Source organism: Amycolatopsis sp. NPDC045836, assembly GCF_056431745.1.
Genome location: NZ_JBWKKF010000003.1, coordinates 135,761 through 156,294 on the forward strand (window position 1 = coordinate 135,761; position 20,534 = coordinate 156,294).

The following is a 20,534-nucleotide window of genomic DNA, read 5'->3' on the forward strand; positions in this document are numbered from 1 at the left end:
CTGCCTTGTTCGGGCTCGTCCGGGACCGGGGATCAAGCGAGTTCGTTGTCGATGAAATCGAACACCTCCTCGTCCGAGGCGGATTCCAGTAGCTCGGCCGCGGAAACCGGGCTCGTCTCCTGGTCGTCGTCCAGCTCGCGCAGCAACGCCTCGAGGCGGGTCCTGACCGCGCTGCGCCGGTCGCCGTGCCGGTCCATCGCGGCGATCGCGTTCTCCAGCCGGTCCAGCTCCGACTCGATCACGGGTTCCGCGTGACCGACCAGCTCGGCGCGCAGGTGCCGCACGAGCGCGGTCGGCGTCGGGTGGTCGAAGACGACGGTCACCGGGAGCGTGAGCCCGGTTGCCGAGTTCAGCCGGTTGCGCAGGTCGATCGAGGTCAACGAGTCGAAACCCTGGTCCTTGAACGCCAGTCCGGCCGCGACCGAGTCCTCCCCGCCGTGCCGGAGAACGGTCGCGACGGCCGAGCGCACCAGGCCGAGCAACAACTCCTCCTGCTCCTCGGGCGACAGGCCGGCCAGCCGGTGCGCCAAGGCACCGCCGTCACCGGGCGCCTCGTCCTGGGTGGCCTGGGTGGCCGCGAGGATCTGCCGCACCTCCCCCAGTTCCTTGAGCAACGGCCGCTGCCGCGCCACGGTGAAGGTGGGCACGAAGCGTTCCCAGTCCACCTCGGCGACCGCGAGGAACGTCTCGTCCTGCGCCACCGCCTGCCGCAGCGCCACCATCGCCAGTTCGGGCCGCATCGGCAGGACACCGCGCTTGTTCAGGTACTCCACGGTCGAGCTTTCCGCCGCCATCCCGGATTCGCCCCAGGCACCCCACGCGACCGAGGTCGCGGCCTGGCCACGGTCGCGCCGCTGCTGGGCGAGTGCGTCCAGGAACGTGTTGGCCGCCGCGTAGGCACTCTGGCCGCCGCTGCCCCACACGCCCGCGTTCGAGGAGAAGAGCACGAACGCGTCCAGCTCCCGTTCGCCGAGCAGCTCGTCGAGGTTGATCGCGCCACCCACCTTGGCGGCCGTGATCCGGGCGAAGTCGGCGAGCCCGGTTTCGGCCAGTGGGGTCACGTCCACGACGCCGGCCGCGTGCACGACGGCGCGCACGTCCGCGAGACCATCGAGGAGCGCCGCGAGCGCCGCACGATCGGCCACGTCGCACGCCGCGATCGTCACGGTGGCTCCGCACGCTTCCAGCTCGGCGCGCAGCTCGTTCGCTCCCGGCGCGTCCTGGCCGCTTCGGCTGGTCAGCACCAGGTGTTCCGCACCGTCACGGGCCAGCCACCGCGCCACGTGCGAGCCGAGCGCTCCGGTGCCGCCGGTGATCAGCACGGTCCCCCTCGGCCGCCAACGCGCCGTCGTGCCGGAGTCCTGGTAGGGCGCGCGCACCAGCCTGCGGGCGAACACGCCGGAGGAACGCACCGCGAGTTCGTCCTCGCCGAGCTCACCGGTGAGCAGGCCGACGAGCCGTTTCAGAGCGCGGGCCTCGAGCACGGCGGGCAGGTCGATCAGCCCGCCCCAGGTGTCCGGGTGCTCGAGCGCGACCACCCTGCCCAGCCCCAGGACCTGCGCCTGCACCGGGTTGGACAGCGGGTCGCCGGTACCGGTGGACACCGCGCCGCGCGTGAGGCACCACAGCCGCGCCTTCACCCCGGCGTCGGTGAGCGCCTGCGCCGCGACCACCGTCGCCGCGAGGCCGAGTTCCACCCGGTGCAGCGGGTGCTGCCCCTCGGCGAACGCCAGCAGGGACAGCACCCCGGCAGCCGGGTCGGCGTCGAGCACACCGCTGAGGCGTTCGGCGAGCACCCCGCGGTCGGCGGCCGCCGCGTCGATGACCATCGGCGTGGTCCTGGCGCCGTGTTCGGACAGCGCGGCGAGCGTCTTCACCACGGGTTCGCTGTCTTCGAGTCCTGCGGGTACCAGCACCAGCCACGCATTGGCCAGGGCAGCCGCGGTGGGCTCGGCGACCGGACGCCACACCACCCGGTATCGCCAACTGTCGACGATCGATTGTTCCTGGCCGCGGTCGCGCCAGGAAAGCAACGCGGGTAGCACGGCCTTCAACGAATCCTCGTCGTCGACGCCCAGGACGGTTCCGAGAGCCTCGTGGTCCTGCCGCTGGACCGCCTGCCAGAACCGGTCGTCCGCCAAGGGGCGCGCGACCGGTTCGGTACCGCCCTCGGTCTCCGGCCAGTAGCGTCGGCGTTGGAAGGGGTAGGTGGGCAGGTCCACCCGGTGCGCGCCGGTTCCGGCGAAGAAGGCGTTCCAGTCCACGCTCGCGCCGTGGGCGTGCGCCTCGGCCAGTGAGAGCAGGAACCGGTCGAATCCGCCTTCGTCGCGGCGAAGGGTTCCGACGGCCGCCGCGGCGGTACCGGTGTCCTCGATCGTCTCCTGCAAGCCGAGCGTCAGCACCGGGTGCGAACTGACCTCGACGAACACCCGGTGACCGTCGGCCAGGAGCGTGCGCGTCACCTGTTCGAACTCCACGGTGTGCCGCACGTTGCGGTACCAGTACTCGGCGTCCAGGGTCGCGGTGTCGATCAGCTCACCGGCGAGCGCCGAGTAGAACGGAACAGCACCGGACCTCGGGGTGATCGGCGCCAGCGCCTCGAACACCTCGTCGCGGATCTGTTCGACCTGGGCCGAATGCGCCGAGAAGTCCACGCCCGGAACCGTCCACCGCATCACCCCCGCCTTCCTCAGGACCCGGCCCAGTTCCCGCAAGGCGTCCGGGTCACCGGTGACCACCACCGACTTCGGGCCATTGACCGCCGCCACCGAGATTCGTCCGCCGAACGGCTCGATCTGCTCCCGCACCCACTCGGCCGACGCCACGATCGACAACATCTCACCGTGACCCGCCAACGCCAACAGGGCTCGACTGCGCAACGCAGAGATCCGGGCCCCATCCTCCAGCGACAACCCACCAGCCACACACGCCGCAGCGATCTCACCCTGCGAATGCCCCACCACCGCCGCGGGCACCACGCCGTGCGCACGCCACACCTGCGCCAGCGACACCATCACCGCCCACAACACCGGCTGCACCACATCCACCCGATCCAACGACGGCGCACCCGCAACGCCACGCAGCACGTCCAGCGGGGACCAGTCCACAAACGACGACAACGCCGCGGCACACTCACCCAGCCGTTCCGCGAACACCGGACTGGACTCCAGCAGTCCGAGCGCCATCGCGGCCCACTGCGACCCCTGACCCGGGAACACGAACACCACATCGCCGGAGCCCTGAGCCGAGCCCTGCACCACGCCCTGGGGCAACTCACCTGCGGCAACCGCGTCCAAGCCACGGAGGAACCCGTCCCGATCACCGGCCACCACCACCGCGCGGTGCTCCAGCGCTGTCCGGGTCGTCACCAGCGAGTACGCCACATCCACCGGCGACACGTCCTCATCACCCCGCACCCGCGCGGCCAACCGCCCAGCCTGCTCACGCAGCGCTGCCTCGTTCTTGGCCGACAGCACCCACGGCACCACATCCGGTTCAACACCGGACGAGTTCGGCGCGGGAGTCTCCTCCGGGGCTTGTTCCAGGATCACGTGCGCGTTGGTGCCACTGATCCCGAACGAGGACACCCCGGCGCGCCGCGGATGCGCCTCCGCCAGCCACGGCCTCTCCTCGTTCAGCAACTCCACCGCACCCGCCGACCAATCCACCCGCGAGGACGGCTCGTCGATGTGCAGGCTCTTGGGCAACACCCCACGGCGCATCGCCTGCACCATCTTGATCACCCCGGCGACCCCAGCAGCCGCCTGCGTGTGCCCGAGGTTCGACTTCACCGACCCCAACCACAGGGGGCGATCCGCAGGCCGATCCCGTCCGTAGGTGGCCAGCAACGCCTGCGCCTCGATCGGATCACCCAGGGCCGTCCCCGTCCCGTGTGCCTCCACCGCATCGACCTGCTCGGCCGACACCCCGGCGTTGGCCAAGGCTTGGCGGATCACCCGCTGCTGCGCCGGACCATTCGGCGCGGTCAACCCATTCGACGCACCGTCCTGGTTCACCGCCGAACCCCGCACCACCGCGAGGACTTCGTGGCCGTTGCGCCGAGCATCCGACAGCCGCTCCACCAGCAACAGGCCCACGCCCTCAGAAAAACCAGCACCATCCGCCGACTCCGCGAAGGGCTTGCACCGCCCATCCGGCGCCAACCCACCCTGCCGGGAAAACTCCGTGAAGATCTCGGGCGTCGACATCACCGTCACGCCACCGGCCAACGCCAGGGCACACTCCCCCGACCGCAACGACTGCGCCGCGAGGTGCAACGCCACCAACGACGACGAACACGCCGTGTCCACCGTCACCGCAGGACCCTCGAAACCGAACACATAGGACAGCCGCCCGGACAGCACACTCGCCGCGTTCCCGATACCCGCGTGCCCGGTGGACTCCGCCGCGCTCGCCGCCAGCAGGTTGAGGTAGTCCTGACCGCTGCTCCCGGCGAAGACCCCGACGTCACGCCAGGTTCCGGGGTCGATTCCAGCCCGCTCGAACACTTCCCACGCGGTTTCCAGCAACAACCGCTGCTGCGGGTCCATCGCCAGCGCCTCACGCGGCGAAATACCGAAGAAGTGCGCGTCGAAATCCGCCGCGTCGTACAGGAAACCGCCCTCGCGGGTGCGGCTGGCACCCTCCCGCTCCTGGTCGAGCAGCGCAGCGAGATCCCAGCCGCGGTCGGCGGCGAACGCGGAGATCGTGTCGGTCCCATCGCTGATGACCTGCCACAGGTCTTCCGGCGAACGCACGCCGCCGGGAAAGCGGCAGGCCATGCCGACGATCGCCAGCGGCTCTTCGGTCACCGTCCCCGCCGCGGCCGGGGTGTCGACCGGGGCTCGGGTACCGAGCAGCTCGGCGCGCAGGTGCTGTGCCGCTGCCACCGGTGTCGGGTAGTCGAACGCCAGGGTGACCGGGAGGCGCAAGCCGGTCGCCGCGGCCAGCCGGTTGCGGAATTCGACGGCGGTCACCGAGTCGAAGCCGAGGTCCTTGAGGGACCGGCGCGGCTCGACCTCCTCCGGCCCGGGATGACCGAGCACGACCGCCGCCTGGGTGCGGACGAGGTCGAGCAGCACCCGGCTCTGCTCCGCTTCGGCCAGGCCACCGAGTCGCCGGGCGAGGGAGTCCTCGTCCGCCGTGGTCTCCGCCGTCCGCGCGGTGGCTCGCGTCAACTGCCGGGCCTCGGGCAGCTCGGCGAGCAGCGGGCTGGGACGGGTCGCGGTGAACGCGACGAAGAACCGCTCCCACTCGATGTCCGCGACGACGAGGGTCGTCTCGTCGTCGGCCAACGCCTGTCGCAGCGCGGCGAGGGCCAGGTCGGGAGCCATCTCCGGCACCCCGTGCCTGCGGAACACCTCGCCGACCGCACCGGCGGCCATGCCACCGTCCGCCCACGGGCCCCAGGCGATCGAGGTCGCGGCCAACCCGGCTGCCCGCCGACGCTCCGCCAGGGCGTCCAGGAACGCGTTGCCCGGTGCGTAGTTGCCGAGCCCCGGTGTGCCGATGACGGCCGAGGTCGAGGAGAACAAGACGAACAGGTCCAGGTCGTGTGCTCGGGTGAGCTCGTGCAGGTTCACCGCGGAGACCACCTTGGCCCGCAGCACCGCGTCCATGCGGGCCGGCGTCAGCGAAGCCACCGCGCCGTCGTCCAGCACACCCGCGGCGTGCACGATCCCGGTGACCGGGAACCGGGTGAGCAGCTCAGCCACCGCCTCCCGGTCGGCGACGTCACAGGTCACGATGTCGGCCCGGACTCCGAGCGCGGTCAGCTCCGCTTCGAGGTCCGCCGCGCCCGGTGCCTCCCGGCCGCGGCGGCTGGTCAGCACCAGGTGCTCGGTGCCGTTGTCGGCCAGCCAGCGCGCGACCCGGGCACCCAACGCCCCCGTGCCACCGGTCACCAGCACGGTGGCGGGCGCCGACCAGTCCCCGTTGCGGGCGGGCTCGGCACGCACCAGCCGGCGCCCGAACACTCCGGACGCGCGCACCGCCACCTGGTCCTCGGCACCGGCCAGCACCGCGGCCAGCCGGGTCAGCGCGTGCTCGTCCAGCTCCTCGGGCAGATCGACCAACCCACCCCACCGATCGGGGTGCTCCAGTGCCGCGACCCGGCCCAGCCCCCACACCAGGGCCTGCGCGGGCCCGGCCGCGTTCGCCGAGTGCTCCACCGGCATCGCGCCCCTGGTGGCCACCCACATCGGTGCGTCCTCGTCGATCTCGATCCACGCGCGGAACAAACTCACGGTCGCGGCCAGTCCGCGGGGCACGGCGCCGAACTCCGCCAGCGGCTGCTCGTCCAGCGCCAGCAACGACAGCACACCGGCCACCGGGCCGTCGGCCAGCGCTTCCCGCAACCGCCGGGTGATCGTCTCCGGATCATCGATGGCCGACACCACGACCCGGCGGCCCGCCAGGCCGGACATCCACTCGTCGTTGGCTTGGTGGTCCGGAACGACCACCAGCCAGGTGCCCGAAGGCGTCACGGGCACGGGATCGGGCAACCGCTTCCACCGCACCCGATACCGCCAACCACCCACCACAGACTTCAGCGCACGCCGCTCCCGCCACGAAGACAACACCGGAAGCACCACACCCAGCGACGAACGCACCTCATCGCCGTCCACCGCCAGCGCCGTAGCCACCGCATCAACATCCGCCCGCTCCACCGCCCGCCAGAACTCCCCCTCCACCGGCTCCACCCCACCAGCCGCAACACCCGCCTCCAGCCAGAACCGCTGCCGCTGGAACGGGTAAGTAGGCAGGTCCACCCGGCGAGCACCGGTCCCGGCGAAGAACGCCTCCCAATCCACCGCGGCACCATGGGCGTGAGCCGCACCCAGCGAGGTCACGAACCGGTCCAACCCACCATCGTCACGACGCAAGGTGCCCACGGCCGCCGCCGCGGTACCGGTGTCCTCAATGGTCTCTTCAATACCCAACGTGAGTACCGGATGCGGGCTGACCTCCACGAACACCCGATACCCATCAGCGAGCAGCGTGCGAGTCACCTGCTCCAACTCCACCGTCTGCCGCAGGTTGCGGAACCAGTACTCCGCACCCAGGCCCGCGGTATCGATCAGCGCACCGGTCACCGTCGAATACATCGGGACCGAAGCCGACACCGGCGACACCGGAGCCAGGACTTCCCGCAGCTGCTCATGGATCTGCTCCACCTGCACCGAATGCGAGGCATAGTCCACCGGGACCCGGCGGGCCCGCACACCCCCCGACTCACACGCCGTGATCAACTCGTCCAAGGCACCCGGATCGCCCGACACCACCACCGAGGACGGGCCGTTCACCGCCGCCACCGACACCCGGCCGGTGAACGGTTCGATGCGCTCGCGCACCCGCTCGGCCGGCTCCGCCACCGACACCATGCCGCCACGACCAGCCAAAACAGTCAACGCCTGACTACGCAGCGCGGAAATCCGGGCACCATCCTCCAGCGACAACCCACCAGCCACGCACGCGGCGGCGATTTCACCCTGCGAGTGGCCGACCACAGCCGAAGGCACCACCCCGTGCGCACGCCACACCTCGGCCAGTGACACCATCACCGCCCACAACACCGGCTGCACCACATCCACCCGATCCAACGACGGCGCACCCTCAACACCACGCAGCACATCCAGCAGGGACCAGTCCACAAAGGCGGACAACGCCGCAGCGCACTCACCCAGCCGCTCCGCGAACACCGGACTCGACTCCAGCAGCCCTACCGCCATCCCACGCCACTGCGACCCCTGCCCTGGGAAAACGAACACCACATCCCCAGCCCCCGAGGCCGCCGCTACCGGCCACTCACCCCCAGCAACCGCATCCGCACCCCGCAGCAACCCGTCACGATCACCAGCCACCACCACCGCGCGATGCTCCAGCCCCGCGCGACCAGTGGCCAACGAGTACGCCACATCCACCGATGAAACGTGCTCATCGCCCCGCACCCGCGCGGCCAACCGCCGAGCCTGCTCACGCACCGCAGCCTCGTTCTTGGCCGACAGCACCCACGGCACCACATCCGGTTCGGCACCGGGCGAGTCCGGAGCGGGGGCCTCCTCCGGCTCCGGTGCTTGTTCGAGAACGACGTGCGCGTTGGTGCCGCTGATGCCGAACGAGGACACCCCAGCCCGCCGCGGCCACTCAGCCTGCACCCACGGCTTGTCCTCGGTCAACAACTCCACCGCACCGGCAGACCAGTCCACATGCGACGACGGCGCGTCAATGTGCAGGCTCCGCGGCAACACCCCGTGCCGCATCGCCTGCACCATCTTGATCACCCCAGCGACCCCAGCGGCAGCCTGGGTGTGGCCGATGTTCGACTTGATCGACCCCAACCACAACGGACGGTCTTCGGGCCGATCCTGCCCATAGGTCGCCAGCAACGCCTGCGCCTCGATCGGATCGCCGAGCGTGGTGCCCGTCCCGTGCGCCTCCACCGCATCGACCTGATCGGCAGAAACCCCCGCATTGGCCAAGGCTTGGCGAATCACCCGCTGCTGCGACGGACCGTTCGGCGCCGTCAGCCCGTTCGACGCACCATCCTGGTTCACCGCCGAACCCCGCACCACCGCCAGCACCTCATGCCCCAGCCGCCGGGCATCCGACAACCGCTCCAACAACAGCAATCCGGCGCCCTCACTCCAACCGGTGCCGTCCGCCGCCTCCGCGAACGGCTTGCACCGCCCATCCGCCGCCAACCCACCCTGACGCGAGAACTCCGTGAAGATCTCGGGCGTCGACATCACCGTCACCCCGCCCGCCAACGCCAGCGAACACTCCCCCGACCGCAACGACTGCACCGCCAGGTGCAACGCCACCAACGACGACGAACACGCCGTATCCACCGTCACCGCAGGACCCTCGAAACCGAACACGTACGACAGTCGCCCGGACAGCACGCTGGACGCGTGCCCGGTCAGCAGATAGCCGTCGACCTCGGCCTCGACCTGGTCGTTGTTGCCGTATCCGGAACCACCGGAACCGACGAACACGCCCGTCGCGCTGGTCCGCAAGGTCTGCGGGTCGATGCCCGCGTTCTCGAAGACCTCCCACGAGGTTTCCAGGAGCAGGCGTTGCTGCGGGTCCATCGCCAGCGCTTCACGCGGTGCGATGCCGAAGAACCGCGCATCGAAGTCCGCCGCGTCGAAGAGGAAACCACCCTCGCGGGCGTAGCTGGTGCCTCGGCGTTCCGGATCCTGGTCGAACAACCGCCCGAGATCCCAGCCACGGCCGTCGGGGAAACCCGTGACCGCGTCCGTCCCCGAGGCGACCAGCTCCCACAGCAGGTCCGGCGAGGTGACGCCGCCCGGGTAGCGGCAGCCCATCGCCACGATCGCGATCGGTTCTTCCGAAGCCGTGCCCACCGGCGTGACCGCGGCGGCTTCCGGTTCCGAGCCGACCAGTTCGGTACGCAGGAACTCGGCGAGTACCAGTGGTGTCGGGTGGTCGAACACGACGGTGGTGGGAAGGCGTACCCCGGTCGCGACGTTCAGCCGGTTGCGCAGTTCCACCGCGGTCAGCGAATCGGAACCCAGTTCGCGGAACGTCTTGGTCACCTCGACGGACTCGGCCGAGGGGTGGCCGAGAACGCGCGCCGTCTCCTCGCGCACGAGACCCAATAGCACGCGGTTCTGTTCGTCCGCCGCGTGTCCGCTCAGGCGTTGCTGCAGCGAGGAAGCCTTCGCGGTGGAGCGACCGGCTGCGCCGGCCCGCCGGGCCGGCGACCGCACCAGTCCGCGGAAGATCGGGGGAACTGCCGACTGGCCACCGATCGTGGCCAGATCGACGGACATGGCCACGACCGCACCGCGGTCGCCGGCGAGCGCGGCGTCGAACAGCGCGAGACCATCCGAGTCGGACAGTGGCAGGGTTCCGGCCCGCGCCAGCCGGGCCATATCCGCCTCACCCAGTTCTCCGGCCATCCCGCCCGAACGCGCCCACGCGCCCCACGCCACCGACACCGCGGGGAGACCGAGGTGGCGCCGGTGCCGCGCCAGCGCGTCGAGGAAGGTGTTCGCGGCGGCATAGTTGCCCTGACCGGCGGCACCCAGCACGCCCGAACTCGACGAAAACAGGACGAAGGCGGCCAAGTCCTGGTCTCGGGTGAGCTCGTGCAAGTTCACTGCCGCGTCCACCTTCGGGCGGAACACCGCGTCGATCCGCTCCGGCGTCAACGACTCGATGACACCGTCGTCCAGCACCCCCGCGGCGTGCACCACCCCGGTCAGCGGGTGCTCGGCCGGAATGCTCCACAGCAGGCTCGCCAGCTCGGCACGGTCGGCCACGTCGCAGGCGGCGACGGTCACTTCGGCGCCGAGGGCGGTCAACTCGGCCTCCAGCTCCGCGGCGCCGGGGGCTTCCGGACCGCGACGGCTGGTCAGCACCAGACGCCGCACCCCGTGCTCGGCCACCACGTGCCTGGCCACCAGCGCACCCAGCGCACCGGTCCCGCCGGTGACCAACACCGTGCCCCGGGGATCGAGTTCCCTCGGCGGGGTGAGCACCACCTTGCCCACGTGCCGTGCCCGGCTCACGAACCGGAACGCCTCGTCAGCGCGCCGCACGTCCCATGTCGTCACCGGCAGCGGCCGCAACGCCCCGGCGCCGAACAACCCGGCCAGCTCGGCCAGCATCTGCCGGATCCGCTCCGGTCCCGCCTCCAGCAGGTCGAACGCCTGATAGGCCACGCCGGGGTACTCGGCCGCGACCTGCTCGCCGACCCGGACATCGGTCTTGCCCATCTCCACGAACCGGCCGCCCCGCGGCAGCAGGCGCAACCCCGCGTCGACGAACTCCCCCGCCAGCGAGTCCAGCACCACGTCCACACCGCGGCCGCCGGTGACCGAGAGGAACCGCTCCTCGAATTCGAGGGTGCGCGAGGAGGCGAGGTGCTCGTCGTCGAAGTCGTGTGCCCGCAGCACGCCCCACTTACCGGGGCTGGCGGTACCGAAGACCTCGGCGCCCCAGTGCCGCGCCAACTGCACGGCGGCCATGCCCACCCCACCGGCGGCGGCCTGCACCAGCACCGACTCACCCGGCCGCACGTCAGCCAGGTCCCGCAGGGCGTAGAACGCCGTCAAGAACACCAGCGGCACCCCGGCCGCCTCCGCGAACGACCACCCGGGCGGCACGCGCGTGACCAGCCGCTCGTCCGCGACCGCGACCGGGCCGAAGGCACCGGAGAGCAGGCCCATCACCCGGTCCCCCACCGAGAACTCGGACACCCCGGGACCGACCTCGGTCACCACACCCGCACCCTCGAGCCCGGGCAGCCCCGCGTCGCCGGGATACACGCCCAAAGCGTTGAGCACATCCCGGAAGTTCACCCCGGCCGCCCGTACCGCGATCCGCACCTGGCCCGCGCCCAGCGGAGCCGACGCCTCCGGGTACTCCACCAAGCGCAGGCTCTCCAGCGTGCGCTGATCCGACACCGCCAACCGCCACGCGTCCGCGCCGGCGGGTGGCACCAGGCCGTCCCCGCCCGGCACCCGCGCCAGCCGCGGCAGCCGCACCACCCCGTCGCGCACCGCGATCTGCGGTTCGCCCAGGCTCAACGCGGCGGGCACCCGGTCGAGCGAGGCCGCGCTGTCGTCGAGGTCCAGCAACACGAACCGGCCGGGGTTCTCCGACTGCGCCGACCGCACCAGACCCCATACGCCGCCCGCCGCCACGTCCCGCACGTCCTCGTGCGGCTCGACCGCCACCGCGCCCCGCGTCACCACCACCAGCCGCGAGCCCGCGAACCGGTCCGCCGCCAACCACTCCCGCACCACACCCAAGACCTCGCTGGCCACCGCGTGCGCGGCCTCGGCGGCGGGTTCACCCTGCGAAACACACTCGACGAGCACCGTCTCCGGGGTCGCACCGCTGTCCACCAGCGCCGCCAGGTCCCGGTACCGGTCGGCCTCGACGCCCGGTACCGACTCCCCCAGCACCGCCCAGTCGGACAGGCCGGCCGCCGAGGGCGCAACCGCTTCGACCCAGTCCACCCCGAAGAACGAACTGCCGACCCGGGCCGCCTTGCCCAGCTGGTCTCCGGAAACCGGCCGCAGCACCAGCGACTCCACCGCGGCGACCGGCGCGCCGGTGTCATCGGCGAGGTGGAGGGACACCTCGTCCGAGCCGGTGGGAGAAAACCTCACGCGCAGTGCCGAAGCACCCGTGGCGAACACGGTGACGCCGGTCCAGGTGAACGGCAACCGCGTCCGGTCCGCCTGGTCGGTGGTGAAGCCGACCGCGTGCAGCGCGGCGTCCAGCAAAGCCGGGTGCAACCCGAAATCCGCGGCTTCGGTCGCATCGGGCAGGGCGACCTCCGCGAACACCGTGCCGCCCTTCTCCCAGGCCGCGGTCAGCCCCTGGAAGGCCGGACCGTAGGCCAGTCCCCCGGCTGCCAGCCGGGGATAGAGATCCTCGACCGGCAGTGCGGAAGCGCCTTGCGGTGGCCACTCGGCCAGGTCGAACTCCGGTGCCCGCCCGCCGGGCGAAACCACACCGGTGGCGTGCCGGGTCCATGGCCGGTCCGCCGCGTCCGATGCCGCCGGGTCGTCCGGCCGGGCGTAGACGTCCAGCGGCCGGGCCCCGGCGTCATCGGGCTCGCCGACCTTGACCTGGACCTGGACCCCACCCCGGTCGGGCAGCACCAGGGGAACCCGCAGGGTCAGCTCGTCCAGCACCCCGCAACCGAGCTCGACGCCGGCCCGCGCCGCCAACTCGACGAAACCGGTGCCGGGGAACAACACCGACCCCAGCACCACGTGATCGGCCAGCCACCGCTGGGTTTCCACCGACAACCTGCCGGTCAACACCACGCCAGCCGAATCCGGCGACGGCACGGCCGCCCCCAGCAACGGGTGCTCGGCCGGTACCAGGCCCACGCTGCGGGCGTCGGCCTTCGCCCCCGGCATCAGCCAGTACCGCTGCCGTTGGAACGCATACGTCGGCAGGTCCACCCGGCACGCACCGGTACCCGCGAAGAACGCGGTCCAGTCCACTGCCCTCCCGTGGGCGAACAACCGGCCGATGGCGTCGACCAGCGCACGCGATTCACCGCGGTCGTTGCGCAGCACGGGGACCAGTACCGCGTCGGCGGTGATCGAGTCGCCGATCATCGCGGTCAGCACACTGCCGGGCCCGATCTCCACGAACCGGGTCACGCCCTGCGCCGCCAGCGCGCGGACACCGGCGCAGAACTGGACCGCTTCCCGCACGTGCCGCACCCAGTAATCGGCCGAGAACTCCGCGATCAGTTCGCCAGAGACGTTGGACACCACCGGCATCCGGGGTTTGCCGTGCTCGATCCCCTCCGCCACCCGCCGGAAGTCCTCGAGCATGTCGTCCATCCGGTGCGAATGGAACGCATGGCTCACCCGCAGCCGCTTGACCCGCCGCCCCCTGGCTTCCCAGTGCCCCGCGACTTCCAGCACCCGGTCCTCGTCACCGGACACCACCACCGAGCCGGGCGCGTTGACCGCCGCGACGTTCGCCCGCCCGTGCCCACCGGACAGCAACGGCGCGACTTCGGCCACGCCGGCCTGGATGGCCACCATCGCTCCGCCCGCAGGCAATGCCTGCATCAACCGGCCCCGCGCGGCCACCAACCGGCCCGCATCGCCCAGCGACAGCACACCGGCCACGTGCGCCGCCGTGAGTTCCCCGATCGAATGACCGCCGACGAACTCCGGCGTCACCCCCCACGACTCCAGCAACCGGAACAGCGCGACCTCGACCGCGAACAACCCGGCCTGGGTCCACACCGTCTGGTTCAGCAGATCCGCATCCGCCGATCCGGCGGCGGCGAACACCATGTCCCGTACCGGACGGTCCAGGTGCTTGTCGAGTTCACCGCACACCTCGTCGAAAGCCCGCGCGAACTCGGGGAACCGGTCGTGCAGTTCCCGGCCCATGCCCGGACGCTGCGAGCCCTGACCGGCGAACAAGAACGCCGTCTTCCCCCCGTCCTGCGCGCCTTCTCCGGATCCGCCGTCCGCCACCGCGCCCAAGCCCGACAGCAACTCCGCTCTGTCCGCACCCACGACGACGGCCCGGTGCGCCAACCCGGCGCGACCGGTGGCCAGCGAGTACGCCACGTCCACCGGGGAGAGCGCAGGCTCGGCTTCCACCAGGGAGAGCAAGCTGTCGGCCTGTGCCCGCAACGCCTCCGGCGTCCCGGCCGACAGCACCCACGGAACCACGTCCAGCGAGCGACCCGGTGCCTCCTCGGCAGCCGCCTCCGGTGCTTGCTCCAGGATGACGTGCGCGTTGGTGCCGCTGATGCCGAACGAGGACACCCCAGCCCGAAGCGGACGTGACACCTGCGGCCACGGCCTCGCTTCGGTGAGCAACTCCACCGCCCCCGCCGACCAATCCACGTGCGACGACGGCGCATCGATGTGCAGGCTCTTGGGCAACACCCCATGCCGCATCGCCTGCACCATCTTGATCACCCCAGCGACCCCAGCGGCAGCCTGCGTGTGCCCGAGGTTCGACTTCACCGACCCCAACCACAACGGACGATCCGCAGGCCGATCCTGCCCATAGGCCGCCAGCAACGCCTGCGCCTCGATCGGGTCCCCGAGAGTCGTCCCGGTGCCGTGCGCCTCCACCGCATCGACTTCATCGGCCGACACCCCGGCATTGGCCAACGCCTGACGAATCACCCGCTGCTGCGACGGACCATTCGGCGCCGTCAAACCGTTCGACGCACCGTCCTGGTTCACCGCGCTCCCCCGCACCACCGCCAACACCTGATGACCGTTGCGCTGCGCATCCGACAACCGCTCGACCAACAGCAAGCCGACACCCTCGGAGAACCCAGCTCCGTCAGCCGCATCGGCGAACGACTTGCACCGCCCGTCCGCCGCCAAACCGCGTTGACGGGAGAAGTCCGCGAAAACCCCGGGGTTGGACAGCACGGTCACCCCACCGGCCAACGCCAGCGAGCACTCCCCCGACCGCAACGACTGCACCGCCAGGTGCAACGCCACCAACGACGACGAACACGCCGTATCCACCGTCACCGCAGGACCCTCGAAACCGAACACATACGACACCCGGCCCGACGCCACACTCCCGGCGTTCCCGTTCCCGAGATACGCCTCGACACCCTCCGGCACCACACCGGCATGTGCGCCGTAGTCGTGGTACATCACGCCCGCGAAAACGCCCGTCGCACTGCCGCGCAACGAATGCGGATCAATCCCGGCGCGCTCGAAGGTCTCCCACGCGGTCTCCAGCAACAACCGCTGCTGCGGATCCATCGCCAGCGCCTCACGCGGCGAAATCCCGAAGAACCCCGGATCGAACTCCGCGGCGTCGTACAAGAACCCACCCACCCGGGCGTAGCCGTTGGCGGAATCCGCCACCTCCCACCCTCGATCGGCGGGAAAACCGGAAACCGCGTCACGACCGTCCTTGAGCAGGTCCCAGAACGCCTCCGGCGACACCGCCGTCCCCGGGAAGCGGCAGGCCATGCCCACGATGGCGACCGGTTCGCCCAGCACCGCGCCCGCCGGGGCCGGGGTGGCCTGCCGGGTGCCGGTGCCGAACAGTTCGGCGCGCAGGAACGCGGCGACCGCCGAGGGGGTCGGGTGGTCGAACTGCAGTGTGGTGGGCAGTCGCAGGCCGGTGGCGGCGGCCAGCTGGTTGCGCAGTTCGACGGCGTTGAGCGAGTCGAAGCCGAGCTCGCGGAAAGTGAGGTTCGGCCTGATCGCCGAGTCGGTCCGGTGCCCGAGGATCGCCGCGGACCGGGACCGGACGAGTTCCAGCAGTGCGTGGTCCTGCTCCACCGGGGACACCGCCGAGAGCCGGCCGACGAACTCGGTTTCGTTCGGGGCGAGCTCCGGGGTGGCCTGGGCGATGTGGTGCAGGACGCGGACGGCTTGCGGTACGCGGCTGAACAGGTTGCTGGAACGGGTCGAGACGAAGGCGGGAACGAACCGTGTCCAGTCGACGTCGGTGATGGCGACGGTGGTGTCGCGATGACCGATCGCCTGGGCCAGCCCGGCAAAGGCGAGGTCCGGGTCCATGGACCGCAGCCCGCGGCGGCGCACCGGCTCGGCGGCGGCCTCCCGGGGTCGATCACGCGGGCTCGGTGAGCCCCACATGCCCCAGGCCACCGAGATCGCGGGGTGCCCGCGGTCGCGGCGGTGCCTCGCCAGCGCGTCGAGATAGCTGTTCGCCGCCGCGTAGGCGCCGTGTTCCGCGCTGCCCCACACCCCGGCGATCGAGGAGAACAGCACGAACGCGTCCAGTTCGTGGTCACGCAGGAGGGCGTCCAGGTTGGCGGCTCCGCGGGCCTTGGCCGAGACGACCTCCGCGAACTCCGCGAGGCTGGTCTCGGCCAGCGGGGCCAGCCGCATCACCGACGCGGCGTGCACCACCGCCCGCAGGGTGTCGCCGCCGGCGGCCAGTCCGGACAGCAGCGCTTCCAGCGCGGCGCGGTCGGTCACATCGACCGCGACGACCGTGACCCGGGTACCCAGTTCGGTCAGCTCCGCACGCAGTGCGGGCAGGCCGTCCGCCGCCTCGCCGCGGCGGCTCGTCAGCACCACGTGTTCGGCCCCGTGACCGGCCAGCCACCGCGCCACCAGCGGACCGAGCTCACCCGTCGCGCCGGTGACCAGCACCGTGCCCCGCGGCGCCCACCCCGGCTGCGGGTCTTCGCGGAGCGGGGCGGGTTCGAGGCGGCGGCCGAACAGCGCGGACGGGCGTAGCGCGAGCTCGTCCTCGCCGTCGATGCCGCCGAGCGCATCGCCCAGCCGGGTCCGGGCCCGGTCGTCGAGGGTTTCCGGCAGATCGACCAGCCCGCCCCAGCGGTTGGGGTGTTCCAGAGCGGCGACCCCGCCGAGGCCCCACAGCATGGCCTGGGCGGGATTGGTCACCGGGTCGGACTCCGCCACCGAGACCGCGCCGCCGGTCGCCACCCAGATCCGTGCCGGTGCGTCGAGCACCGCCTCCGCCTGCAGCAGCGCGATCGTGCCGGCCAGGCCCACGCTGAGTGCCGGGTGGTCGTGGTGTTCCCGCTCGTCCAGCGCCCACAGGGACAGCACCCCGGCGACCGGTTCCGGCACCTGCTCGAGCAGCACGGCCAGCGCCTCGCGGTGGGTGTCGGCCTCGGTGACCTCGACGACGCGGGGGTGCGCGCCGCGCTCGGTCAGCGCTCGCACGCACCCGGCCACCCGGGGATCGCCCGCCTGCCCTCGCGGTACGAGCACGAGCCACACCCCGGTCGGACGGGCGACGGGGCGGGTGGTGACCTCCTGCCAGCCGACCCGGTACCGCGAGGAATCCAGCGCGGACAGCTCCTGGTTCCGGTGCCGCCACGACGACAACGCCGGCAACGCCTCGCTCAGCGGCACACCGGCGTCCACCCCCAGGACCGAGGGCAGCTCACCGCGATCCACCGCGTCCCAGAACTCGGCCTCGAACGGCTGCCGGTCCGGCCCCGCCTTCGGTGCCGCCGGGGCCGGCCAGTACCGCCCGCGTTGGAACGCATACGTGGGCAGCTCGACGCGCCGGGCTTCCGGCAGGACGGCGGTCCAGTCGATCCGGACACCGCTGACGTGCGCGGCGGCGACCGAGGACAGCAGGCGCTGGTTGTCCCCTTCACCCAGGCGAAGGGTGTGCACCGCCGCGACCGGCTTGTCGTGATCGTCGGCGATCTCCTCGACCGGAACCGCCAGCATGGGGTGCGGGCTGGGTTCGACGAACACGTCGAACCCCCGGTCCAGCAGGGTACGCACGGCCTGGTCGAAACGCACGGTCTGGCGCAGGTTCCGATACCAGTACTCGGCGTCCAGTTCACGGGTGTCCAGGACGCCGCCGGTCACGGTCGAGCAGAACAGCGTCTGCGAGCTCCGGGGACGCAACCCCTCGACCGCGGCGCGCAGTTCGTCGCGAACCGACTCGATCTGGGGTGAGTGCGAGGCGAAATCGGACTGGATCCGGGCCGCCGGCACACCGGCCCCGGCCAACCGCTGCGCCAACCGGCCGATCGCCTCCGGATCGCCCGCGACGGTCACCGCGCGCGGGCCGTTCACCCCGGCGACAGCCAGCCCGCCGCCCGCTTCCGCCAGCCACCCCTCGACCTCGGCCACCGGGCGGGACACCGACAGCATCGCCCCCCGGCCGGACAGCCTCGCCGCGATGATCCGGCTGCGCGAGGCCACCAACCGCGCCGCGTCCGCCAGGGACAACCCCCCGGCGACGTGCGCCGCGGCGATCTCACCCTGCGAGTGGCCGACCACGGCCGCGGGCACCACGCCCAACGACCGCCACACCGCCGCCAGCGACACCATCATCGTGAACAGCGCGGGCTGCACCACATCCACCCGCCTCAGCGAGGCCGCACCACGACGCCCCCGCACCACGTCCACGAGCGACCAGTCCAGATGGGGCTCGAACGCTTCCGCGCACGCCGCCACCGACTCCGCGAACACCGGCGACGAGTCCCACAGGCTCGCGCCCATCCCACGCCACTGCCCACCGGCGCCGGAGAACACCATGGCGATCCGGCCACGTCCGGCTGCCCCGTCTGGTACCGCACCGCGCACCACACCCGCGTGGGCCCCGCCGGCGGCCACCGCGTCCAGTCCGGCCAGCAGTTCCGCACCGCTGCCGACGACCACCGCCCGGTGCTCGAACACCGACCTCGCGGTGGCCAGCGAACGCGCCACGTCCGCCGCGGCCAGTTCCGGTCGTTCGCGGACGTGTTCGGCCAATGCCGCCGCCTGCGCACGCAACGCCCCCTCGGACCGCCCGGAAATCAGCCACGGCACCGGACCGGCTTCGGCCGAGGGGTCAGCTGCGGCCGCATCGGGTGGCTGCGGCGGTTCGGCGAGAACGACGTGGCAGTTGGTGCCGCCCATCCCGAAAGCGCTCACCCCGGCCAGCAACGGCCGGTCCGCGCTCGGCCACTCGCCCGGTTCCCGCTGGACGCGCAGGTTCATTTCGTGCAGTGGAATACGCGGATTGGGGGTTTCGTAGTTGAGGCTCGCCGGTATCCTGCGGTGCTTGATGGCGAGCACGGTCTTGAGCAGACCCGCGATTCCCGCGGCGGCGGCGAGGTGCCCGATGTTGGTCTTCACCGAGCCGACCAGCAGTGGGGCGCCGGCCGCCCGACCGAGTCCGGCCACCTCCTGGAGCGCGGCCGCCTCGACCGGGTCCCCGGCCCTGGTTCCGGTGCCGTGCAGCTCGACGTACTGCACGTCCGAAGGGTCCACGCCGGCCCTCCGGTACGCCATCCGCAGGTTTTCCGCCTGGGCTGCGGGATTCGGCACCGTCAGGTCGTCGCCCGCACCGTCGTTGTTCACCGCGCTGCCGCGGATCACGCAGTAGACCCGGTCTCCGTCGGCGATCGCGCGGGACAGCGGTTTGAGCACGACCGCACCGCCACCCTCACCCAGCACGGTGCCGTTCGCCCTGGCGTCGAAGGTGAAGCACCGGTCGTCCGGGGAGAGGGCACCGAGCTTGTCGAGCGCGACGCGGTAGTCCGGGGTGACCGCCAGGTTCACCCCGCCCGCGATGGCCAGCGTGATTTCCCCACGACGCAGGCTCTCGCTCGCCAGGTGCACCGCGACCAGCGAGGAAGACTGCGCCGAGTCCACGGTGAGGCTGGGACCGTGCAGGCCCAGCGTGTACGAGACGCGGTTGGAGATGATGCCGCGGTTGGTTCCGGTGGCGGTGTGCGCGGCGACGTCAGCCGCACCGTTCCGAAAGAGCAGCTTCTCGTAATCCCCGGAACTCGCACCCGTGAACACCCCGGTCTGACTCCCGCGGAGGGTGGCGGGCACGACACCGGCGTCCTCGAGCGCCTCCCAGCTCAGCTCGAGCATCAACCGTTGCTGCGGATCCATCGCCACGGCTTCCCCCGGCGATATACCGAAGAAACCCGGGTCGAAGCGATCGATCCCGTCCAGGAAACCGCCCTTGCCGAGTCGGGGGCTCCCCGCCCCGGACGGATCTCCGGCGTACCAGGCGTCGGCGCCCCATCGATCGACCGGGGGTTCCGCGATGCTGTCCAGCCCCTGCTCCAGCAGGCGCCAGAACGCCGCCGGGCCGGGGGCCTTCGGCATACGGCACGCGATGCCGACCACAGCGACCTCATCGTCCTGCGCGAAACTCCCTGCACGATCCAGATCAGCCACGACAGCACAACCTCTACAATCCGTGCCTGGTCGACACATCGCGGTGCCGCCGTGACCGGACAGCACAACGGCCGCATGACAGCTTTACCGAATTTGTCAACAACGAGTCCGAACGCCGCACCGCGACGAGCGCTTTCCGGCCAACCCGGAAATCCGAAAAGGGATCGAGTTCCACGTTGCCGCCCGAGAACCACCGTCCCCAGGGCCGGCACCACGGGGGAGCTTACGGCTCAGCATGTCACCCGTAAAGCACCACGACCGGGCATGAATCACCGGGTGCAGTTGAGCGTTCTGGCAGTTCCGGGTGAATGAATCGCGCGACAAGAAATATTACTCAGCATATTGCGATTAATCCAACGACCGGAACGGGGTCACGGCAGCCAGGCG

At 71.3% G+C, this 20,534-nt stretch carries 1 protein-coding gene; it reads right to left on the reverse strand.

Annotated features, from left to right (window positions below; genetic code table 11):
- Positions 1 to 32: 32 nt before the first annotated feature.
- On the reverse strand, positions 33 to 20,147 hold the full coding sequence (locus AC07EG_RS05615; protein WP_478251828.1) for a type I polyketide synthase: 20,115 nt from the start codon (positions 20,145 to 20,147) through the stop codon (positions 33 to 35).
- Between the last annotated feature and the right edge of the window lie 387 nt (positions 20,148 to 20,534).